This window comes from Rhodoferax sp., assembly GCF_028688795.1.
Taxonomy (GTDB): Bacteria; Pseudomonadota; Gammaproteobacteria; order Burkholderiales; family Burkholderiaceae_C; genus Rhodoferax.
Map to the genome: position 1 here is coordinate 40057 of NZ_JAQTXM010000018.1, position 23305 is coordinate 63361.

Below are 23305 nucleotides of genomic sequence, written 5' to 3' on the forward strand. Positions count from 1 at the left end.
TTTTGCGCCAATACGTCCGGCTGTCGGGTGACAATCGTCGTTCAATCAAGGGCTTGGGCGCAAAATCTCACGCGATTTAACAGGATGCACGACACCATGGCAAAACTCGGCTTGACCAAAGTTTCTTTCAGGCTTGCGGCGCTTGCGGCGGGCCTTGGCCTGTTGGGCGCCCCGGCGCTGGCGCAAAACTACCCCATCACCGCGCAACAACGCGCCACCGCAACCCAGGTTGCCCAAAGTGGTGTGGCTATGAGCGAGCTCAACCCCAATGCGCCGCAAAGCTACACGGTGAAGCCTGGCGACACGTTGTGGGCCATTTCTGGCCTGTTCCTGAAAAGCGCATGGCGCTGGCCAGAACTGTGGGGCATGAACCTGGCCGACATCAAAAACCCGCACCTGATCTACCCCGGGCAAACGCTGTTTTTAGACACCAGCAACGGCCGCGCCCGCCTGCGCATGGGCGCCGGCACGGGCAATGACCTACCCACTGTGCGCTTGTCGCCGCGCACGCGCAGCGAAAGTCTTGCAGCCAACGCCTTACCCACCCTCAAGAGCCAGCTGATCGAGCCCTTCTTGGCCGAGCCGGTGATCGTGGACGAGTTGGGCCTGAGCGCAGCACCACGCATCGTGGCGGCGCAAGACAGCCGGGTGCTGCTGACCCGCGGTGACCGCGCCTATGCCCGCGGAAATGCCGGTGCCGAGCTGCTGGACGACCCCAAGCAAAAGCAAAAAGCCTATCGCGTGTTCCGCAACGCCACCCCTTTGAAAGACCCTTTGACCGGTGAAGTGCTGGGTTATGAGGCGCAGTACGTTGGCAAAGCCTTGCTGGCCCAAAGCGAAAGCACCCAGACCAGCCTGGACGCCGAGGGCAAGAGCCGCACCGACATCATTCCCGCCACCATCGACATCACCGATGCCAAGGAAGAGATGCGCGTGGGTGACCGCCTGCTGCCCGAGCCACCACGCACGCTGCAAAGTTATGTGCCGCATGCACCACAAAACCCCATCGACGCGCGTGTTGTGTCGGTGTACGGCAGTGCCGTGGCCAACGCGGCACAAAACCAGGTGGTGGTGATCAACCGCGGCACGCGTGACGGCGTGGAGAGCGGCCACGTGTTGGCCATCATGAAAGCCGGCGCCCGCATGGTCGATAAAACCGACGCCACCCTGCCGCAAATCAAACTGCCCGATGAGCGCAACGGCTTACTGATGGTGTTTCGCCCCTTTGAGCGGCTGTCTTATGCGCTGGTGCTCGACATCACCAGCGGTGTCAAAGTGGGCGACCATCTGGTCAACCCCAACTGACCCAGCCGCACCGACGACGCACTGACCCGCCCAACGACTGCTCAAGTGGAACGTGAAGAACTGGCCGCCTGGCTGCGCTTGACTCTGACACCCGGCGTTGGCAATGCCACGGCGCGCAAGCTGCTGGGTGCCTTTGGCCTGCCGCAAGCTATTTTTGAGCAGCCCACCAGCGCGTTAGGACAAGTCGCCAGCAGCGCACAGGTGGCAGCCCTGCGCAGCACACCGCCTGAACTGGATGCACTCGTCAACACCACTTGGGCCTGGCTGCAGCAAGACGCTCCCGCAGGCATTCGCCACCAAATCGTCGCGCTGGGTGACAGCGGCTACCCACAAACGCTCCTCAGCCTGGACGACCCACCGCTGATGCTGTACCTGCTGGGCGTCGGAAAATTTAAGGAAATTAGCCCTGTAGCCCTTATAAATAATGCGCAAGTAGCTATATATAATATAGCAATTAAGTGCGCCATTGACCCGGCCCTTAGCCTGGCTGTGGTGGGCAGCCGCAACCCGACCCCACAGGGGCTGGCCAACGCCCGGCTGTTTGCCAAGGCCATAGCGCAAGCCGGGCTGACCGTGGTCAGCGGCCTGGCACTGGGCGTGGACGGCGCCGCCCATGAAGGCGCTTTGGAAGGCGTGTCCGCCACAGCCGGGGTAGGAGCGACGGTCGCCGTGGTTGGCACCGGGCTCGACCGCGTCTACCCCAGGGCGCACCGCGACCTGGCACACCGGATTGCTGCGCACGGCTTGCTGGTGAGCGAATACCCGCTGGGCACACCGCCCCTGACCGCCAATTTTCCCAAGCGGAACCGTCTGATTGCCGGCCTCTCCAATGGCACGCTGGTGGTCGAAGCAGCACTGAAATCAGGGTCGCTGATCACCGCCCGGCTAACCTCCGAGCAAGGCAAGGATGTGTTTGCCATCCCCGGCTCGATTCACGCGGCGCAGTCGCGTGGCTGCCATGCGCTGATCAAGCAAGGGGCCAAGCTGGTGGAGTCGGCACAAGACATTCTGGAAGAACTAAAATGGCCGATGGGCATGTCAATCGCTACAACATCAATAGCGGGTAGTGCATATGACGAAACGACTACAGGTCTTTTTGATGAAAACTCAGCGCTCCTGGCCGCACTCGGCTTTGACCCCGTGGGGCTGGATGCCCTGCAGGCGCGATGCGGTCTCGATACGTCTGACCTGCAAGCACAACTGATGGGACTGGAACTTGACGGCGACGTGGCGCGGTTGCCCGGCGGGCTGTTTCAACGCCTGGCGCGGGTCTGATCGCGACACTATTGACGGACTTTTGGCGGGACCTTTCACCCAGGTCGAATTAGTCGCCCAATTCACCCGTTTGACACACGCTCTTCACAGTACAGTGGCTGCATGTTTGAAGTCCTTGCCTTTGTATTTGAGAACTACTGGTGCGGCGATGCCTGCCCAGCACGGCCTGCCCTGCAGCGCAAACTCAACGCCGTCGGTTTTGACGACGACGAGATTCAAGATGCCCTGGTCTGGCTGGAAGAGTTGAAAAATGCCACGCGCAGTGCGCCGCCCAAACCGGGCGTCAACGCGAGCGCGCTCACCACAGAAGTAGCCGCCCTGAGCAACCTGCCCACCCCGGCCCCGGTGCACGCCTTGCGCGTCTTGACCCCAGCCGAGCAGGCCCGCCTGGGCCGCGAGGGTTGGGGCTTGATGGCGTTTTTAGTGTCTGCCGAGGTGCTGCCCTGGCAAAGGTTTGAGCTGGTGATGGACCGGGCCATGGCGACACCAGCTGACGAACTCACGGTAGATGACCTCAAGCTCATCGTACTGATGGTCTTCTGGAGCTTGGGAGAAGAGCCCGATGCCTTGGTGCTCGACGAGCTGTGCGACAACCGCGAGACCCGCGTGGGCCATTGACTGGCACTTGTCTTCAGCCGAGCAAACGTTCCGGATTCGCCTCGATCTTTCCCAGTGCGTTGCGGGTGGCGCGCAGCGTGAGTGGCTCGCGCTCTTGCGGCTCAAGCAGCCCGGCCTGCAAATAGGCCGCCAAACGAACCGTCTGAATCAAATAACTGCGCCCCAGATTTGATGCAAACAAATGCAGGTGCCCAAGCGGGCTGCGCCAGACGTACTGCACCTGGATTTCCTGGGCGTTGAAGTTCAATACAAACCAGGCGCCAAGATCCAGGCCGTGGGCCCATTCCAGCATGACCGGGGTGGCGGCACCTCCGCCTTGTGTGATCACTTCCAGCCCGGAGGCGTCAATGCCCAGCAACTCCTCGATGCTGTCGACATCCAGCGGCAGCTCTTCGGTGCCATCGTCGGTAACGTAGTCCTCCAAATTAGCCAATCGTTTGGCCAGCGCCTGAATCTGCTCATCGGCGATGGCCTCGGTTTTGGACATGAACGCCTCCACCAGAACGGCGCTGATGATCTTGACGTGCGCCTCTTGCGCCGACTGAACCATGTTCATGAGGGCCAAGCCGCTGCGCAGGCACTGCAAGAGGTCGGGCAGGTCGTTGATGACGCGGGCCCGGTCGGCACGGTTAGGTTTGGCACTGGCCGCCCAGATCAGGTCAGATGCGGTCTTCTTGAGCAGCAGCGTTTCTTCGTGCTGCGGGCCTTGGCGCACAGCAGAAATCGCCAACACCTCGGCCCACACCTTGTACAAGAACTCGCGGATCTCGTCGCGCACCGGCATGTCCTTGATCTGGTTGCGCAACTCAATGGTGTACTGAATGGTGAGCGTTTCCTTTTGTTCGACCCGCTCGGCCACACCCACCACTTTTTGTGTGTTCGGTTTTGTCGTCAAGTGCTTTTTCAGAAACACCTGGAATTCCTCATACACCCGCTGGTAAACGCGCACGCCGGTCTCTGGGTACTGCTCGATCACCTGAACAATCCGCTTGACCTCGACCTCCAGTGCTGCACTGCTGATGCCACTGGCGTCAAAACCCAGCACGCAGGAGCCCATGTGGTCAATCAGCTGGCGCGCGGGGTGATCCAGCTTGGTGAAAAAGTCGGGCTCGGCCAAGGCCATGCGCAACACAGGCATCTGCAAACGGGCAAACCAAACCCGAATGCCAGGCGGAATGCGGTCTTCTTCCAGAATCGACTGAAACATCAACGCCACCAGTTCCACGATGGCTTTTTCAGCATCGGTGCCGGCCTTGCTTTTGATCTCGGCAGACTGCTGGCGCATTTCATCTGCCACGCGTTGCAGCAGAATGGGCGCCGCCACTTGGTAGACCGCGCCGGGCTGACTGCTGTAATAAGCATCGCCCAGCCGTGGCAACTGGGCCAACACCGTCATCAAGGGCGCCGACGGCCCACCAGACGGCATCTCAAAGGCCCCACCGACCGGCATTCCCCCAGCCGACCCGCCCCCCATGGGCATGGCGCCCATCGGTGCGCCAGACATGAAAACAGCACCACCGGCTGGGCTTGTACCGCCCGACAACGGCATCACAGCGGTTTGGGGTGCAGTGCCGACGAGAAACCGGCTGATCTGGTCCATCAAGCCTTGTGCGCGCGAACCACGCCAATAAGCACCCAAACCGGACGCAAGCCCCTGCCCGCCCGGCGTTTGCCCAGCGCCACCGCGCATGCCCGGCCCATGGCCTCTTGTCGCGGGCTGCCCCACCTGACTGCCCGGACCGGGCGTGAAAGCCCCCGCCCCCGAAGCGCTCGCCGCTTGATCAGAAAAACCGGATGGCGCAAACCCTGACGGTTTGACGCCTTTGTTGAACTCAATCACGGGCAGCACACCTTGCTCAATCAGCAGCGCGTTACCTTGGGCGTAAGCGACCTTGAAAGGTTCAAACAGGTGCCGTTGCACCACGTCACTGACCAGGGGCCAGGCCTCACGCGGCATCCCAGAGTCAGTCCATTGCTCAACCACTGCCAAAAACAGGGTTTCCGGGTGAACGATGTCTTGTGAGGTGAGGTCGCGCCCGCCGTTGATTGCCTTGAGTCGAGTGCGCAAGTCATTGACTTCGGTGGCGGCAATTTCCATCAGGCCCAGCGCCAGACGAGAGGCGACGATCTTGTTCTCTACCACCTCGGTGCCAATGAGTTCAAAGCCACCGTCCAGCGCCAGCGAAGGGGTTCGCACGGCAGGCGGGGCCATCAAGGCAGTTTGCCAGGCTTTCACGACGCCGTCGTGCCAGTGATTTCTCTGCTTTTGGTAGGCCATCCAGGCGTCACGCCGAAGCTGCTTCTCACGCGACGGGGCAGCTTCGTCCATCAGGGTCAGCAACCGCTCCTGAACCACATTCAGCAGCGAGGCCATGGCCACGCTGGCATGGGCCATCAGTTCCTTACGGACCCTGAACGCCAGTGCAGACCCAGCCCGAGGTGGAATCGATGTGACCATAGCTGGAAATTTTAGACCGTTGCTCCTGCGTTGGGGTCGTTCGGGTCAATGTCTTGTTTGGCCGCTCCCCCTTTGACCAGGTCTTCACGCGCAATGCCCAGCCACATGGCAATGGCAGCAGCGACAAATACCGAAGAGTAAATGCCAAACAAAATGCCAATGGTGAGCGCCAGTGCAAAGTAGTGCAAGGTGGCGCCGCCAAACAACAACATCGACAGCACCATCATCTGTGTCGACCCATGGGTGATGATGGTACGACTGATGGTGGAGGTGATGGCGTTGTTGATGATCTCAACCGTGGTCATTTTCCGATAACGACGAAAGTTTTCACGAATCCGGTCAAAAATCACCACCGACTCGTTCACCGAATAGCCTAGGACCGCCAGCACCGCAGCCAGCACCGGCAGGGAAAACTCCCACTGAAAATAGGCAAAAAAGCCCAGAATGATGATCACGTCATGCATGTTGGCAATGATGGCCGCCACGGCAAACTTCCATTCAAACCGCACGGCCAGGTAAATCATGATGCCGATTACCACAAAAGCCAGCGCCTTGAGCCCGTCTGCGGCCAGCTCGTCGCCGACCTGGGGGCCAACAAATTCGGTGCGACGCATGGTGGCTGAGGCATCAGCCACTTTCAAAGCCGCCATCACCTGCGTGCTTTGCTGAGCCGAACTGACGCCTTTCTGGGCCGGAAGGCGAATCAGCACGTCACGCGCGGTGCCAAAGTTTTGCACCTGCACATCGGCAAACCCGAGCTTGGCCACGGTGTTGCGCACCATGCCTAGGTCAGCCGGTTGAGAATAAGTCACCTCAAGCAAGGTGCCGCCGGTGAACTCCACCGACAAATGCAACCCGCGTGAAAACAGGAAAAACACCGCCGCCAGAAACGTCAGGCCCGAGATGAGGTTGAACACCAGGGCATGGCGCATGAACGGGATGTCCCGCTTGATCCTAAAAAATTCCATGGTCTCTTTCTAATCAGTTGGGGACAGAGCTGGCTCACTTTGTGTAGCTGCGGTCTGTCCCGCAAGGTTTTACGATTCAGTCTTGAGTGCCGTACCCGTATCAGGGCGCCAGATGGTGCCAATGGACACGGTTTTCAGGCGGTTTTTGCGGCCATACCAAAGGTTAACCAAGCCACGCGAGAAAAACACGCCAGAGAACATGCTGGTCATGATGCCCAGCACGTGCACCACGGCAAAACCACGCACCGGTCCCGAGCCAAAGGCCAGCAGAGCCAAGCCGGCAATCATGGTGGTGATGTTGGAGTCAAAAATGGTGGCCCAGGCGCGGTCATAACCGGTGTGGATGGCCGCTTGCGCTGAGGCCCCGCCACGCAATTCTTCACGAATGCGCTCGTTAATCAACACATTCGAGTCAATCGCCATACCCAACACCAGCGCCATGGCGGCCATGCCGGGCAGCGTCAAGGTGGCTTGCAGCATGGACAAAACGGCCACCAACAGCAGCAGGTTGAATGCCAGCGAAATACTGGAAAACACGCCAAACAGCATGTAATAGGCGCACATGAAAATGGCCACCGCCACAAACCCCCAGGTGACGCTGTCAAAGCCCTTGGCAATGTTTTCAGCACCCAGGCTTGGGCCAATGGTGGTTTCTTCAATGATTTCCATCGGCGCCGCAAGCGACCCAGCACGCAACAGCAGCGCCGTGTCATTGGCTTCCATGGTGGTCATGCGGCCCGAGATTTGCACCCGGCCGCCGCCGATTTCAGAGCGAATCACCGGCGCGGTCACCACTTCGCCCTTGCCTTTTTCAAACAGCAAGATGGCCATGCGTTTGCCAATGTTTTCACGCGTCACATCGCGGAAGATGCGGGTGCCCTTGGCGTCCAGGTTCAAGTTGACGGTGGGTTCCTGCGTCTGGCTGTCAAAGCCGGGCTGTGCATCGGTCAGGTTTTCGCCGGTCAAGATCACTTGCTTTTTGACGATCACGGGCTGGCCATTGCGCTCCAGATAACGCTCTGAGCCAAAGGGCACCACACCGGTACCGGCCTCGGCCCCACGGGCTTCGGCACTTTCGTCAACCATGCGCACTTCAAGTGTGGCGGTGCGACCCAAAATGTCCTTGGCCTTGGCGGTATCTTGCACGCCAGGCAACTGCACCACGATGCGGTCCAGGCCCTGCTGCTGAATCACCGGCTCGGCCACGCCAAGTTCGTTGATGCGGTTATGCAAGGTGGTGATGTTCTGCTTGAGCGCCTGGTCCTGAATGCGGCGCGCCGCCTCCGGCTTGATGGCGGCAGTGAGCTTGAACTCGGCCCCGTCGGCAGCGTCTACCGTTTGCAAATCAGTAAATTGGTCCTGGAACACCGCTTTGGCGGCGTCCAACGTGGCGACATCGCGAAAACGCACCTCAATGGTTTGTGCGTTGCGGCTGATGCCACTGTGGCGAATGTTCTTCTCGCGCAGGCTGGTGCGCACGTCGCCCGTGAGCGACTCGGCGCGTTTGGTCAGCGCCGCCTGCATGTCCACCTGCAGCATGAAGTGCACACCACCGCGCAAATCCAGCCCCAGGTACATGGGCGAGGCATGCAAACCAGACAACCAGGCCGGCGAGCGCGACAACAGATTCAGCGCCACCACATAACCGGTGTTGCCAGCATCAGGCACCAACGCTTTCTGGATGGCGTCTTTGGCCTTGAGCTGGGCGTCGGTGTTGGCCAGACGCACCTTGATCGACGCGCCTTCGAGCGTCACCACATCAGCAGCAACGCCAGCGGCCTTCAGCGCCGCCTCCACCTGAGCCAGCGTGCCCGTGTCGACCTTGACCAAGGGCTTGGCCGCAGACACCTGCACCGCTGGCGACTCGCCAAAAAAATTCGGCAGGGCATACACAAAGCCCACCACCAGCGCGATCAGGATGACCACGTATTTCCAAACCGGGTAACGATTCATGATCGCCCTTCTGACATCAAACTGGAGAAAACTGACACAAACCCAACTGGCACAGACCAGCGCCGGCGAAACTTATTTGATGCTGCCCTTGGGCAAGACTTGCACCACGGCGCTGCGTTGCAACTGGACTTCAACTCCATTGGCCACTTCAATGTTGATGAAACTGTCACCCAATTTGGTGACCTTGCCCAGGATGCCGCCGGCTGTGGCGACTTCATCACCCTTGGCCAAAGATTCGACCATGGATTTGTGCTCTTTGGCCTTTTTCATTTGCGGGCGAATCATCACGAAGTAGAGCACCACAAACATCAGCACCAACGGCAGCATGCCCATCAGGGAAGACTGCAGGTCACCGCCAGCGGCTGCTGCGGGGGCGGTTTGAGCAATGGCAGAAGAAATAAACACGGCAAACTCCAATGATTTGAATCAATAAAAAAAGGCAAACCGCCCAACCAATGTGCGCATTCGCACAAAAATCAGGCAACTTGCCATTGTATGCGGGCAGTTTCCACGGCCACTGATGGCCTTTGATGACGCCCCCCACAGCCTTGTCAGGCCGGGTTGCCGGTCCGAAAACGACCCAACAACCCGGACCATTTTTTCATAGCGGCGGTCATGGCCCGCACCTTGACATGGCCAAAACCTCGAATGTCTTGCGGAATAGTCGCCAGGGAAACCGCAATTTGATAGCTACCTGCGCTTATTTCACGGTGGCTAGAGGTCAATTTGTCACATATTTCCAGCAACACAGCCTCATACCGCTCGATCCAGGCGCGTTCCTGACGCCGCTCGTCAGAGCGGCCAAACACATCCAGCGCAGTGCCACGCAAGCCTTTGAGTCGCGCCAGCCCTTTGAAGGCAACCATGACCCATGGGCCAAAGCGTTGCTTGACCAACTCGCCCCTGTCATTGGTTTTAGCCAGCAGAGGCGGTGCCAGATGAAAGTGCAATTGGTAGTCACCTTCAAATTGCTGCGCAACCGTGGACCTGAAACTGCCCTCGGTATAAAGCCGCGCCACCTCGTACTCGTCCTTGTAAGCCATCAACTTGAACAGGTTGCGCGCCACGGCCTCACTCAGCGCCGTTTTGCCCAGCAACACATCCACCCGTTGCACGTCAGCCATGGCTTGTTGGTAGCGGGCGGCGTAGGCGGTGTTCTGATAAGCGGTTAAAAACGCCACGCGTTTGGCAATGACCTCGGCCAGCGCGGGCTTTTTGACAAATTCGATCACTTGGCCGACCTGAAGCAGCGCCTGCACCGCCGTCAAGTCATGCGCGCAGTGACGGCCCCACTCAAACGCGGCCTGATTGTTGGCCACCTGCACGCCATTAAGTGCCATGGCCTGCAGCAAGGCGGCGCGGCTCAGTGGCACCCGGCCCTTTTGCCAGGCATAACCGAGCAAGAGGGGGTTGGTGTAGATCGCGTCGCCCAACGCTTGGATGGCCACCTGCTCCGCATCAAACACACCCAAAGCTTGCACGCCCACATTGGCCGCAATGGCGGCCTCGCACCCACCTTCAGGAAACTGCCACTGCGGGTTATGGACAAACGCCGCCGTGGGCGTGGCGTGGCTGTTCAGTGCCACAAAAGTGCGCCCGTGCTGCATCACATTGAGCGTGACTTTGCTGGCGGCCACGATGGCATCGCAGCCCAGCACCAGGTCCGCCTTGGCGGTGTCCACCTTGCTGGTGTAAATGGCATCGGCGGTGTTGGCGATCTGGACAAAGCTCCAGGTGGCCCCGCCTTTTTGCGCCAAGCCACCGGCATCTTGCGTGACCACGCCTTTGCCGTCCAGATGCGCTGCCATGCCCAGCAGCTGGCCAAGGGTGATGACCCCGGTGCCACCGACGCCACCGACCACGATGCCCCAGGCCGCATCCACGTTCGGCAGCACCGGTTCTGGCAGACCCGGCAAGGTGCTCAGGCGGCCTTGTTGGTCCTTTTTGGGTTTTTTGAGTTGCCCACCCTTGACCGTGACAAAACTCGGGCAAAAGCCTTTGACACAGCTGAAGTCTTTGTTGCAGCTGCTTTGGTTGATGCTGCGCTTGCGGCCAAATTCGGTTTCAAGCGGCTCAATGCTGAGGCAGTTGGACTGCTCACCGCAGTCGCCGCAGCCTTCGCACACCAGCGCGTTGATGACCACCCGCTCATCGGGCTCAACAAGCGTGCCGCGTTTGCGCTTGCGGCGTTTTTCGGTAGCGCACATCTGGTCATAAATGATCGCCGTGGTGCCTTTGAGCTCACGGAACTCGCGTTGGATGCGATCGAGCTCATCGCGGTGGTGCACCGTCACCCCAGGCACCAGCGCCTGATGAGCGTATTTTTCAGGCTGGTCGGTCACGATCACCAGTTTGGCCACGCCTTCACTGACCAGGCTGGCCATGATTTGCAGCACGCTGTGGCCTTCAGCGCGCTCTCCCACACGCTGGCCGCCGGTCATGGCCACGGCATCGTTGTAAAGCACTTTGTAGGTGATGTTGACCCCGGCGGCAATGCTCTGGCGAATGGCCAACAGGCCGCTATGAAAGTAGGTGCCGTCGCCCAGGTTGGCAAACACGTGGGTGTCGGTGGTGTAGGGTTGTTGCCCGACCCAGGCGACACCTTCGCCACCCATCTGGCTGAAGGTGCTGGTTGAACGGTCCATCCAGACCGTCATGAAATGGCAGCCGATGCCAGCCAATGCGCGTGAGCCTTCAGGCACGCGGGTGCTGGTGTTGTGCGGGCAACCACTGCAAAACCAGGGCGTGCGCTCGCCAGTGTCGGTTTTGAGCGCCAGCGCACCTCGCTCCTTGGCCTCCAGGAGGGCTAGATGCTGGTCCATGCGCGCCGCCACATCGTCCGGCACACCGAGCTTTTTCAGGCGTTTGGCAATGGCTTTGGCGACCAGGCCCGGGTTCAGGTCGGCATTGGCGCGCAATAAGGCGCTGGCCCCCGGATTGGGCTGGCTCCACTCGCCACCACTGCCGTCACCCTCGTCATCAAACTTGCCCACCACATTGGGGCGCACGCGCCAGTTGTACAACTCTTCTTTCAGCTGGTATTCGATGACTTGACGTTTTTCTTCTACCACCAGAATTTCTTGCAGCCCATGGGCAAAGTCGCGGGTGATGCTGGCTTCGAGCGGCCACACCACGTTGACCTTGTGCAGGCGCAGGCCGATGCGCTGGCAGGTGGCCGCATCCAGACCTAAATCCGCCAGCGCTTGCCGTGTGTCATTGAACGCCTTGCCGCTGGCAATGATGCCAAAGCGGTCTTGCGCGCTGACTATGACGTTGTGGTTGAGCTTGTTGGCGCGCACATAGGCCAGCGCGGCGTACCACTTGTAGTCCATCAGGCGGGCTTCCTGGTCCAGCGCCGGGTCGGGCCAGCGGATGTGCAGGCCGCCTGCGGGTATGGCGAAATCTTCGGGCATGACAATCTTGACGCGGCCCAGGCTGACATCGACCGAGCTGCTGGACTCCACCACCTCCTGAATCGTCTTCATGCCAGCCCAAACGCCCGAGAAGCGACTTAACGCAATGGCGTGCAGCCCCATGTCCAAAATGCCCTGCACATCGGACGGAAAAAACACCGGCAAGCCACAAGCCTTGAAGATGTGATCGCTCTGGTGCGCGGCGGTCGAGCTTTTGCTGACATGGTCGTCGCCCGCCACCGCCACCACGCCGCCATGGCGCGCAGTGCCGGCCATGTTGGCGTGTTTGAACACGTCAGCGCTGCGGTCCACACCTGGCCCCTTGCCGTACCAGATACCAAAGACGCCGTCGTGTTTTTTGCTTTGCGGGTACAGGTCGAGCTGCTGAGTGCCCCACACCGCCGTGGCCGCCAGTTCTTCGTTCACGCCGGGCTGGAATACGATGTGCTGCGCCTCCAGATGGCTGCGCGCCGCTACCAGCGCCTGGTCATAACCACCCAGTGGCGAGCCACGGTAACCGCTGATGAAACCAGCGGTGTTCAAACCCGCCAAGGCATCACGCTGGCGCTGCAGCATGGGCAAGCGCACCAGCGCTTGTACCCCGCTCATGAAGGCGCGACCTTCGGTCAGGGCGTATTTGTCGTCAAGGCGGGCTGTTTGCAAGGCCTCGTGGGCCTGCTTGGGCAAGGGGGCGTTCATGGGCAACTCCAGTTTTTGCGTCAGGTGTCTCGTGAACACCATCGTATTGAGAAGTTAAAAACCAGCAAAAACGCCACCCCATGAACCGAACATGGGGTGGCGTCAAATTATAAGCAATTTAGGCCTGTAGACCTTATGGAACAAGCGTATACAGCTATTGATACTATAGCAACTTAGCTATTAGACCTGGCGCGTTAACACCTTGCGGATGGTGTCGGCCAGCTCTTCGGCGACAAACTTGGCCACATAGGCATCGGCCCCGACTTTTTTCACATGGTCTTCGTTGGTGGAACCCGTCAAAGACGAGTGAATGACCACCGGAATGCCGCTGTAACGCGCATCTTGCTTGATGTTGCGTGTCAGTGTAAAACCGTCCATCTCGGGCATTTCAAGGTCGGTCAGCACCAAGGCCACCTTGTCCTTGATGGTTTGGCCATTGGCCTCGGCCTCAGAGGCCATGGCTTTCAGACGGTCCCAGGCTTCCTGGCCAGACTTGGTCATGATGTACGGCACACCCATGGCTTTCAGGCCCTGCTCGATCATCATGCGCGCCACGGCTGAGTCGTCTGCGGCCAGCACCACCGTGCCTGGGGGAACGTGCAGCTTGCTGGAAACGTCAACGTCAACCTTGTGCTGCTCTGGGAACACGTCGCGCAAGATTTGCTCCACGTCGAGCACCTGAGCCAAGCGGGTGTTCTCGGCTGCACCATCCAGACGCGCAATGCTGGTCACCAGACCACCACCACGGCCTTCAGCTGACAGCACATGCTTCCATTCCAGGCGAACGATCTCATTGACCTCTTCCACAGCAAACGCTTGCGTGGTGCGGGCAAATTCCGTCACCAGCAAAATCCCCAATCCTTTGCTTGGGGTGGTACCAACCAGTTGGGGCAGGTTGATCACGGTGATCATCTGGCCCCGAATGTTGGCCACGCCCATCACCGACGGCGGCGAGTTGACCATGGCTGTGATCTCAGGCATCACCAAAATCTCACGCACCTTGAACACATTGATGCCAAATAGTTCACGTTTGTCGGTGCCGGGCGCTTCCCCCAATCGAAACAGCAACAACTCAAACATGCTGTTGCCGGCCAGGTTGGTGCGCTCATCAATGTCGCGCATGGAGGATTTGCTGCTTGCTGTGTTCATGAAGAGTCCTGTTAAAGCTGAGACTGTTGTTTTCGGGGCCTATGGTAACGCCATCAACGCGGCTTGGGCCACAGCACCCACAGGCGCAACGGCTGCTTCAGACGCCCCGCCAACTCACCGGCAGCGGCCCCCCAGCCGGCAAAATAATCAGCCCGGACGGCACCCCGGATGGCACTACCTGTGTCTTGCGCCAGCACCAGCCGCTGTAGTGAAAGCTGCGGCCCCTCGGACGCCAGCCAGACTGGTGTGCCGTAGGGAATGCTTTCGGGGTCAACGGCAATCGAGCGACCCGGGGTCAGTGGCACACCCTGTGCACCACGCGGGCCAAAGCCACTGTCAAAGTTGCCCAGCGGCTCTTCCCTGAAGAACACCACCCGGGGATTTCGCCACAGCAGCTCGCGCACACGCTGCGGGTTTTGCAACATCCAGGCCTTGATGCCGGGCCAGGAGGCATCGCGCAGCTCACCCTGATCGAGCAACCAGCGACCAATGCTTTGGTAAGCCTGCCCGTTGTGACCGGCGTAAGCCAGGCGTACCAGCTGTTGGCGCCCATCAGGTTCGGTGACACGCATGCGGCCCGAGCCTTGAATCTGCAGCACCATGGCTTGCACTGGGTCAGCCAGGTAAACAATTTCTCGCCCCCGCACCGCCGCCTGCGCCTCAGGCAGTGTGTCAATTTCTTGCCGGGTAAACCACGGCCTGGACGCTGTCAACCCTAGCGGCATTTGGTAGAGCGGCACCTCAAAGCCGGCGCCCGGGATGCGCCGAGCCTCTAACTCGGGCTCAAAGTAAGCGGTCAACAAGCCGCTGGCGCTGCCCTGCAACGGCTCCACACGGTAGGGCTGCAGACGCTCCAAAAGCCATTGGCGCTGGGCCTCATCACCACCAATGCTCAGGCGCCTCACTTCAGGGCACAGCGGCGCAAACACGGGGCCGGGGCGCTCGCAACTTTTCAGCCAGGCGTTCCAGGCTTCGAACAAGGTGTCAGCCTCAAAGCCAGGCAACTCGCGCCAAGGCACCGCCACCCAACGGCTGTTACCCCGCAACAAACTGGGTAGGGCGCTCGCCTCTTGCGGCGTGACAACAGCCGCAGGTGGCACAACCATGGGCTCCGGGGTGGGCAACGGGATGCGGGGGGCGCTGCCACAAGCCACCAGCACAGCAGCCAGGGCCAGTAGTCCGGCGCGCTGCAACCCTGCTAAAACAAGGCTCATGACACGCCTCATAACACGCGGTGCTGCAACGCAGGCAAACGGCTGCGGCAGGCAATCAGGGCGTCAAAGTCAAAATCAGCCAGCACCACGCCAGCCTCTTGCGCCTGCTGTGCGAGCAACTTTCCCCACGGGTCAACCAGCATGGCGTGGCCCCAGGTGCGGCGCTGGTTGTCGTGCAGGCCACCTTGCGCGGCAGCCGCCACAAACGACAGGTTTTCAATGGCGCGGGCGCGCAGCAGCACCTCCCAATGTTCCTGCCCAGTGGTGTAGATAAAGGCACTGGGCACCAGCATCAGGTGCGCCCCCGCGCTGGCATAAGCCCGGTACAACTCGGGAAAACGCAGGTCGTAACACACGCTCAAGCCAATGCGCCAGATGTGACCGTCTTTAGAAGGCAAATCAAACGTCACCGGCTGGCTACCTGCCGTGAGCACCAATGACTCGTCGTAGCGTTCCTGGCCATTGTCAAAGCGAAACAGGTGAATTTTGTCGTAGCGCGCTACGCAGGCACCCTGTGGTGAAAACACCAGGCTGCTGTTGCTGACCCGCGCCGTGACCGGGGGCGCAGCCTCACTGGCGGTCGGGCTGATCAACGGCAGCGTGCCTCCCACCAGCCACAAGCCCAGACTGCGTGCGCTGTCAGCCAAGAATTGCTGCAGCGGACCGCTGCCATACGCCTCGCCAATGGCCAGCTTGTCAGCATCCCGCTGACCCATCAGGCAAAAGTACTCGGGCAGCACGGCCAACTCGGCGCCTTGGCGCGCCGCCAACTCAAGCAAGGCCTGGGCCTGCGCCAGGTTTACCGACACGTCCGAGCCGGACACCATCTGAATCACGGCAACTTTCATGGCGTTTTTTCCTTGGGTTGGGTGGGTGTTCGTGACACTTTGGTCACATGGGGGTCGGTCCAGCTGCCATCCACACGAAACTCCTGCGTGTTGGATTCAATCAGCGGACGGCGCAAAAACATTTGCGCCAGAAAGGTGCCTAAACCCACAGCAGGGTTGATCACCGTCGCTATCAATGAGGCCGTGCCAGCGTTGATTTCCGGCACCACCACCACCTTTAAATCCTGCGTTTCATTGGCAATGTCGGCCCGGCCTTCCATCAACACGGCGGCATTCACGCCTTTCATCTGCAGGTTGTTGGTGTAAGCAATGCCGTGGTCCACGGTGACATCGCCGCGCAAAAAGTCAAAGGCAAAACCGTCGCTGAAAACGTCGCGAAAATCCAGCGTCAGGCGCCGCGGCAAAGACTGCAGGCTCAACACACCAAACAGCTTGGCAATGCCCGGGTCAGCCTTGAGGAACTGGCCCGAGGCCACGTTGACAGAGAAGGCGCCGCCCAGCGTCGGGTAATCCAGCTTCAGGGGCGAGCCCATCCAGGCCACCTGACCTTCCAGATTGCCACTGGCCCGGCGCACCACGTCTTTCATGCCAAAACGCGCCAGCAGCGCGCCGCCGTTGACAATATCCAGCTTGAAATTCAGCACGGTGCGCCGGCGCTCCACAGAGGCCGGGCTGCTGATGGCTGCACTTTGCGCATTCAGGCGCGCCCAGTTGCCACTGGCCACCAGCGTCGCTTCTGGCACACTCAGGTTGAACTTGTTCAAGCGCCATTCACGCACACCCGCCGCCCCGCTGCTGCTGGCCATGCGGTTGATGGCCTCCACCTCAAGGCGGCCAAAACGTTTGCCGCGCAACTCCAGGTCATCCACCACAATGTCCAGCGCCGGGATACTGGCTGGCTGGGCATCCAGCAGCGCCTCCACATCAGACTCGGCCGAGGGCGCAATCGTCAAGCGAGCCAGCCGCGCGTAAACCCGGCCAGCGCCGTTGATCGTGTTGCCGTCCGATCCCTGGCGGTACTCCAGGTAGCCATTGAGTTCGGTGGCATTCAAGTTGGCGCGCCACAAGGTACCGTCGCGGCTGCCACCAATCACCATCTGGTTGAATTGGCGCCCGCCAAACGTCAAGGCATCTGCGCGTATCGCCAAGGTGGCGGGCAAATACGCCAGCGCCTGACTGAAGTCACTGGAGGCCGAGACATTCGCGGGAACAGACGCAGCGGCTGGTGAAAGTGATGCACCGGCCACCTGTGACAACGCGTCTTGCCACGCATCCACATTGAAACGGGGCAGCTTGATGCTGGCGCTGACGCCTTGTGCCAACAGCGGCACGGCTTCCTGAGCATCCAGCCCGATCCCAATGGCGCCGCGCAACACGCGTGGCGTTTCGCCCGACACATCGCGCTCGTACACCGCACTGCCGAGCTGGCCCACGCTCAGGCTCAGGCGGTCACTCACTGGCATGGCGGGCCCGCCAGCTTGCGCCAATCCATTCAACAACTCGGTCTGCAGGCGCAGAGAAAGCGCAGTGACAGCGCCTTTTTGCAACGGGTCAGGCAGGGTCAAGGCCATGCCTTGCAGGTTGCTTTGCACCAGCAACTCGGGCACACCCTTGCGAAAACCTAGCGTGGCACTATAGGCAGCGCTGCCACTGGCCTGGCGCGCAAGACGGGCAACAAATCCAAGCTCGGTCGCCTGGCGCAGACCCTCGGCGCTAGCCGTGCCGGTGGCCCGAATCAACGTGGGCGTGGCACGCGTGGTGTCGCCACCTGGGGCCAACACCAAACCGCCCTCAAGGCGTGCATCGCCGCCCAACATGCGGGCCTGCACACCCGTCAGGGTGAAGCCGGTCTGGCTGAAGTTGATGGCCCCACGGGCGTTGAAGAGCTTGGGACTATCGGGCGTGACGTGCACGTCGTTGCCCGCCAGCACCACGCTGCCCTGCACCGTGGATTTGTCCAGTTGCGCAATCGGCAGCGCCAGTTTGAGCTTGATGTCGGCGTCACCGCTGGTCACGGTGCGCGCCAGGGCATGGCCAATCAAGCCGCCAATCGGTGAGCCATTGATCACCCGCAAAGCATCGGGCAGCAGCCCCTTGAAGTCGGCGTCCACGACGACCGTGGTTTTGTTCAAGTCGGCGATGGTCACATTGGCTTTGATCACCTGCACTGCGGGTGCCTCGGCCAGCTTGGCACGGGCGTCTTTCACATGCAGCTGCATGCGGTCAATTACCAGTTCGCCACTGAGCCCGGTCAAGGTGGGCCACGGCAGTTCTTGCGGCTCCTGCAGCGCGGTCGGCACAAAGGCCATGGCTGCATCTTTCACATCGGCGCTGATTCTGAAACTGCCCTGGCGCGGGTCAATCGTTGGCAACTGGTCGATGTCACCCCTGATGGCAAAACGCACATTGCTGGCGCCGCCTGCTGTGATGGCGTTCTTGACATAGTCGCGCGCTGCCTGGTCGATCACCAGCGGCAAATAACGGTGCACCCGAGTGCCATTGGCGCGGCTGAGCGTGGCCTGCAGGTCCAGCACCCCCGGAAACCGGCTGCGACTGGCTGACTTGGCGGGGTCAGAGGTTTCCCATTTGATTTGCGCCTGACCCTGGGCGTCGGCGTTGACAAAACTCACATCCGAGAGCTGCACAGCGATGCGCTCATCCTTGAGCTGCCAGCGCGCCTGCGCAGTGAGCTGCGCCACATCCACCAGGCTGTCCTGAAAAACGCTGGGCAAGTCCACCGCGCCCTGGTCAATGCGCACACCGGCCCGTCCAGACTTCTGGTCCAGATCAAAGTCGACACTCAAGCCCCGAACCCCCGGCGCTTGCGCCACCGCGGCCCATTCAAGCTGGCTGAACTTACCCTTGGCGGTGTAGCTTTTCGGCGCACTCAGCGGTCCCTGCCAGGTCAGGGCCAATTGCTCGCCCACACCTTTAGGCGCGTATCGCAGCAGAAGTTCACGCACCTCGGCTTCTACGGGGATGCGTTGAACCACTTGAGCCAACGCCGCCAGATCAAGCTTGTCTGCGCGCAACTCGCCCCGCGCCGGTATCTGGCCTTCACCCCGCATGAACAGCACCTGCACGTTGCTGCCGGGCCAGCGCAATCCGTCCGCGGCTTCAAACGCCAGGTTTTGAGTGGTCACCTCAAAACCCCCGGCCAGCAAACGCCCGCCGACACGCCCCTGCACTTGCTGCAGCGCCAAGGGCTGCAAATCTTTGGCCAAGGTCACGTTCACCTGCGCCAGCGCCACGTCGGCCACCGCGCCGGTGGCGACACCCTGACTGACATCAACCCAAGCCCGCAAGGCACCCCGACCCTGGCTGACATCGACACCCAAATTGACATACCGGCGCAATTCGGACAAATCGACCCGCTCAAACGCCGCATAGAGTTGACCCTCCCAAGTCTGCCAGCGTCCGTTTTGCCGGGAAAGCAAGGGCTGCATAAAGCGCCCGCGCACGCTCAAGCGCTCCCCCCAGGCTTGCGGCGGCGTGGCGTCCAGCCGCATGTCATGGTGCCGCCCCCGGTTGCGCACCACCGCCTTCACGTCTTGCAGCACCACTGGCTCCAGTCCGCGTTGCTCGTCGGTCCAGCGCACCACGCCGCCGTGCAGCACAAATTCAATCTGTGAAAAAAACCAGTCCAGCGCAGCGAAATCTGCGCCGCCGGTGTCGGTCACGTCCAGTCCAGCCACGGTGATGCGGCCATCGGGCAGGCGCCGCACATCGAGTTTAGGTTGGTCAATGTAGACCTGCTCAAACCCCAGGCGCCACAAGGAACGCGGAGAAATCGCCACCAGCACGCGCGGCAGGCTTAACGCCACCCGACCCTGGGCGTCCATTAGCGTCACGTCGGTCAGTTCAAACGACGGCACCATGCCGTTGGATTGAGCAACGATGGCCCCCACGCGTACCGGTACACCCAGGGCGCGCGAGGCCTGCGCTTCGAGCTGTGGGCGAAATTGATCGATTCGCGGCACAATCCACCAGTGCAGCGCCCCCCAAACCAGCCCCAACAGCAGCCAAGCCAAGACCACCATACCCAGCAGCCAGCGGGTCAGACCGGACCAGGTTTTCAGCAGTTTGGAGGGAAGGAGCGACACATTGATCAAAACGTAGTGGTTAAAGCAGAATTATGACCGGCCCCTTCGCACTCCATTCCCGATTTGCCCAGCGTATTCACCGCCGTTACGAGGGCCAATTGCACGTCCTTCCGCCCGGCACGCCTGGCCCCACCCTGCTCAAAGCCAGCTTTGACACGCTCAAGGCGCAAGGGCAAAACAGCGCCAACGCGCTGCGCATCACCCGCCAGCTGGTGATCGAGCGTTTGATGCAGCTGGACTGCGAACAACAACTTCCGTTGGCCGACGTGACCCAGGCCATGACCGATCTGGCCGAGTTTGCGCTCAATGAAGCCCTGACCGAAGCCCAGGCCGCAATGGACGCAACCCACGGTGCGCCCCTGACGGCCTCAGGCCAGCGAGCCCAGCTGTGGATCGTCGGCATGGGCAAACTCGGCGCACGTGAGCTCAATGTATCAAGCGACATTGACCTGATTTATGTCTACGACGAGGACGGCGACACCACCGGGGTCGAGCTTGGGCGTGGCCGCATCACCAACCACGAGTACTTTGGCAAAGTGGTGCGTGCCGTCTACGCGCTGGTGGGCGACACAACCGAGCACGGCTTTGTTTTCCGGGTCGACCTAGCGCTTCGGCCCAACGGCAACTCAGGGCCAGCCGCCGTGTCGCTTGACGCACTGGAAGAGTATTTGCATGTGCAGGGCCGTGAATGGGAGCGTTTTGCCTGGCTGAAGAGCCGGGTGGTGGCGCCCACCGAGAGCGTCACCAGTGGCGCCATTCTGGCCCTGCGCCAAGTCGTGATGCCCTTTGTGTTCAGGCGCTACCTGGACTACAGCGTGTTCGATTCCTTGCGCGTGCTGCATCGGCAAATTCGCGAACACGCTTCTCGACGCAGTGCCGGTCACCCCGAGCGCGCCAATGACGTGAAGCTCTCGCGCGGTGGCATCCGCGAGATCGAGTTCACCGTGCAGTTGCTGCAAGTGGTGCGCGGCGGCCAGTTTCCCGAACTGCGCACGCGCCCCACCTTGAGCGCCTTGCCGCGCCTGGTGCGCGCCGGGCTGATGCAGGCGCCAGCCGCCGAAGGCCTGGCCAAGGCCTACGTCTTCCTGCGCCAGCTTGAACACCGCATTCAGTACCTGGACGACCAGCAAACGCATGTGCTGCCCACGCAAGACCAAGACCTCAGCTGGATCGCCCAGACCATGGGTTTTGAGACCTCGCAACAACTGCTCAGCCAGCTCGATGCCCACCGCGAACTGGTGGCGCAAGAATTCGACAAACTGCTGGGTGGCCCCGAGCCCGAGTGCAAAGGCTGCCAGAACGGCAAGCCCGCCAATGCCAACGGCACCATGGAAGACCTGCTGCCACAACTCGGTGACACGCTACGCCAACGCCTGGACACCTGGCGTGACAACCCGCGCATCCTGGCGCTCCGCGACGAGGCGCGTGCGCGCCTGATGCGGCTGCTGTCGCGCACCGCGCAATGGGTCAAGGAAGGTGTCGCGAGCGAAGCTGCCGCCGTGCGCCTGGTGGACTGGGTCGAGCCCCTGCTGCGCCGCGAAAGCTACCTGGCGTTGCTGCTGGAGCGCCCCAACGTGCATGAACGCCTTCTGCGTCTGTTGGGGGCAGCCCGCTGGCCGGCCAAATACCTGATGCTGCACCCTGGCGTGATTGACGAACTGGCTGCTTCCGACATCTTTTTTGAACGTTTCAACGCAGAAGAGTTTGAAGCCGACCTGGACCACCGCCGCAATGCACTCAAAGGCACTGGCGAGGACGACGACGAAGCCCTGCTGAACCTGTTGCGCCGTGCCCACCACGCCGAGGTGTTTCGCACCCTGGCACGCGATGTGGAAGGCAAGCTCACGGTTGAAGAAGTGGCCGATGACCTGAGCGCGCTGGCCGACGCCGTGTTGCGCGTCACCACCCGGTGGTGTTGGTCGCTGCTGAAAAAAGCGCACCGCGAGCAGCCCCGCTTTGGCATCATTGCCTACGGCAAGTTGGGTGGCAAAGAGCTCGGCTACGGCAGCGACCTGGACATTGTGTTCGTCTATGACGACGACGATGAAAATGCGCCCGAAGCCTACGCCGCCCTGGTGCGCAAGCTCATCAACTGGCTCACGGTAAAAACCGGCGAAGGTGACCTGTATGAGATTGACACCGCGCTGCGGCCCAATGGCAACGCCGGCCTGCTGATCACCAGCTTTGCTTCTTATGCCAACTACCAACAACAGCGCGGCTCCAACACCGCTTGGACCTGGGAGCACCAGGCCATGACACGGGCACGCTGCGTGCTGGGTGATGCTGCCCTGCGCGAGCGCTTTGACGCCGTGCGCCTGGCGGTAATCACCGCGCCACGCGACTCAAGTAGCCTGCGCCAAGAGATTGCCGCGATGCGCGAACGCATGGCCCATGCGCATCCGGAAAAACCTGGCAAATTCGACATCAAATACAGCCCGGGCGGCATGATTGACGCCGAGTTTGTGATGCAGTTTCTGGTGCTGTCACAGGCCGCTAGCCACCCGGAGTTGCTGGCCAACGCTGGCAACATTGCCCTGCTCGAACGTGCCCAAGCGCTTGGCCTGTTGCCTGACGGCGTGGGCCACGCAGCGGCCAGCGCCTACCGCATCATGCGCCAAATGCAACACAAAGCCCGCCTGGACGAAGCGCCCATCCATGTGGCGCCTGAACAGCTGCAGGCCGAGTGCAACGCCATCCTGACGCTCTGGCACACTGTGTTTACGCTTGGCGAACAGTCAGGTCAGCCAGGCCAGCCAGTTACAGACACACACACCGTTTCACCTTAACCCCCGACCTGTCACGCACACTATTTCAATGAATAAAATCTTCCTGCTCACGCTCATCGCCGCAGTTACGACACTCACGGCCTGCAGCGACCGCGTCAAAGACACCCACCCGCAACAAGTCTTGACCAAGCGCCTGGCCATCTTCAAGAAATTCACCAAAGCACTGGAGCCCATGGGCATGGTGGCACGCGACCGGCAAGACTATGTCAGGGTCGAGTTCATGGCCAATGCGCAAGCCCTGCAAGAACTCTCAACCCAGCCCTGGGCCTATTTCACCGCCGACGGCAATTACCCGCCCACCCGCGCCAAGCCCGAAGTCTGGAGCAAGGCCGGTGAATTTAAACAGGCTCAGGACAGCTATCTGGCGGCCGTGAACAAACTGGTGGACGTGTCAGGAAACGCCGACATGCCGGCCATTCGCGACAGCGTCGATGCCGTGCAAAAAAGCTGTAAGAGCTGCCACGACAAGTTTCGCAATGAGACTGCCAGCAGCAACTAAGCGGGCCGGGCCCAAGC

Annotated in this window: 14 protein-coding genes; 5 read left to right on the top strand and 9 right to left on the bottom strand. The window is 60.9% G+C overall.

Annotated elements, in window-relative coordinates; all coding sequences use genetic code 11:
• Window positions 1-96 precede the first annotated feature (96 nt).
• From PHQ58_RS14095 to PHQ58_RS14105, 3 genes are all read left to right on the top strand, one after another.
• Window positions 97-1305, top strand: a complete 1209-nt coding sequence (locus tag PHQ58_RS14095; RefSeq protein ID WP_300111954.1) for a LysM peptidoglycan-binding domain-containing protein — start codon at window positions 97-99, stop codon at window positions 1303-1305.
• Between the two features lie 45 nt (window positions 1306-1350).
• Complete coding sequence (gene dprA / locus PHQ58_RS14100; RefSeq protein WP_300111956.1) at window positions 1351-2580, top strand: DNA-processing protein DprA; 1230 nt, start codon at window positions 1351-1353, stop codon at window positions 2578-2580.
• Window positions 2581-2682: 102 nt separating this feature from the next.
• The gene (locus PHQ58_RS14105) at window positions 2683-3198 is read left to right on the top strand and encodes a DUF494 family protein (protein WP_300111958.1); all 516 of its coding nucleotides are present in this window, start codon (window positions 2683-2685) and stop codon (window positions 3196-3198) included.
• A 13-nt stretch (window positions 3199-3211) separates the two neighbouring features.
• Here the strand turns inward: PHQ58_RS14105 and PHQ58_RS14110 are convergent, their stop codons facing one another.
• From PHQ58_RS14110 to PHQ58_RS14150, 9 genes are all read right to left on the bottom strand, one after another.
• Complete coding sequence (locus tag PHQ58_RS14110) at window positions 3212-5656, bottom strand: DUF1631 domain-containing protein (protein ID WP_300111960.1); 2445 nt, start codon at window positions 5654-5656, stop codon at window positions 3212-3214.
• 11 nt (window positions 5657-5667) lie between these two features.
• Window positions 5668-6624 (bottom strand): protein translocase subunit SecF, encoded by a 957-nt coding sequence (secF, locus tag PHQ58_RS14115; protein ID WP_300111962.1) that lies wholly within the window; start codon window positions 6622-6624, stop codon window positions 5668-5670.
• Window positions 6625-6693: 69 nt separating this feature from the next.
• Window positions 6694-8577 (bottom strand): protein translocase subunit SecD, encoded by a 1884-nt coding sequence (secD, locus tag PHQ58_RS14120; protein WP_300111963.1) that lies wholly within the window; start codon window positions 8575-8577, stop codon window positions 6694-6696.
• Between the two features lie 72 nt (window positions 8578-8649).
• Window positions 8650-8982: a preprotein translocase subunit YajC gene (yajC, locus tag PHQ58_RS14125; protein WP_300111965.1), complete on the bottom strand. Its 333-nt coding sequence runs from the start codon at window positions 8980-8982 to the stop codon at window positions 8650-8652.
• A gap of 146 nt (window positions 8983-9128) precedes the next feature.
• Window positions 9129-12689: an indolepyruvate ferredoxin oxidoreductase family protein gene (locus tag PHQ58_RS14130; protein ID WP_300111967.1), complete on the bottom strand. Its 3561-nt coding sequence runs from the start codon at window positions 12687-12689 to the stop codon at window positions 9129-9131.
• A gap of 180 nt (window positions 12690-12869) precedes the next feature.
• Window positions 12870-13838 carry a chemotaxis protein gene (locus PHQ58_RS14135; RefSeq protein WP_300111969.1) on the bottom strand — a complete coding sequence of 323 codons (969 nt, stop codon included), beginning with the start codon at window positions 13836-13838 and terminating at the stop codon, window positions 12870-12872.
• A gap of 53 nt (window positions 13839-13891) precedes the next feature.
• Window positions 13892-14944 carry an MltA domain-containing protein gene (locus tag PHQ58_RS14140; protein WP_300112040.1) on the bottom strand — a complete coding sequence of 351 codons (1053 nt, stop codon included), beginning with the start codon at window positions 14942-14944 and terminating at the stop codon, window positions 13892-13894.
• Between the two features lie 116 nt (window positions 14945-15060).
• Entirely contained in the window at window positions 15061-15900 is an 840-nt protein-coding gene (locus PHQ58_RS14145; RefSeq protein ID WP_300111971.1) for a carbon-nitrogen hydrolase family protein, read from the bottom strand.
• Complete coding sequence (locus PHQ58_RS14150) at window positions 15897-20003, bottom strand: YhdP family protein (RefSeq protein ID WP_300111973.1); 4107 nt, start codon at window positions 20001-20003, stop codon at window positions 15897-15899. Before PHQ58_RS14150 ends, PHQ58_RS14145 begins: the two co-directional genes overlap by 4 nt.
• Window positions 20004-20035: 32 nt before the next feature.
• On the opposite strand from PHQ58_RS14150, the gene glnE reads away from it, so the two are divergent.
• Together glnE and PHQ58_RS14160 are read left to right on the top strand one after the other, a co-directional pair.
• A complete protein-coding gene (gene glnE, locus PHQ58_RS14155) occupies window positions 20036-22789 on the top strand; it encodes a bifunctional [glutamate--ammonia ligase]-adenylyl-L-tyrosine phosphorylase/[glutamate--ammonia-ligase] adenylyltransferase (RefSeq protein WP_300111975.1) in 2754 nt (917 codons plus the stop codon).
• 28 nt (window positions 22790-22817) lie between these two features.
• Window positions 22818-23288: a cytochrome c gene (locus PHQ58_RS14160; RefSeq protein WP_300111977.1), complete on the top strand. Its 471-nt coding sequence runs from the start codon at window positions 22818-22820 to the stop codon at window positions 23286-23288.
• The last annotated feature ends 17 nt before the right edge of the window (window positions 23289-23305 follow it).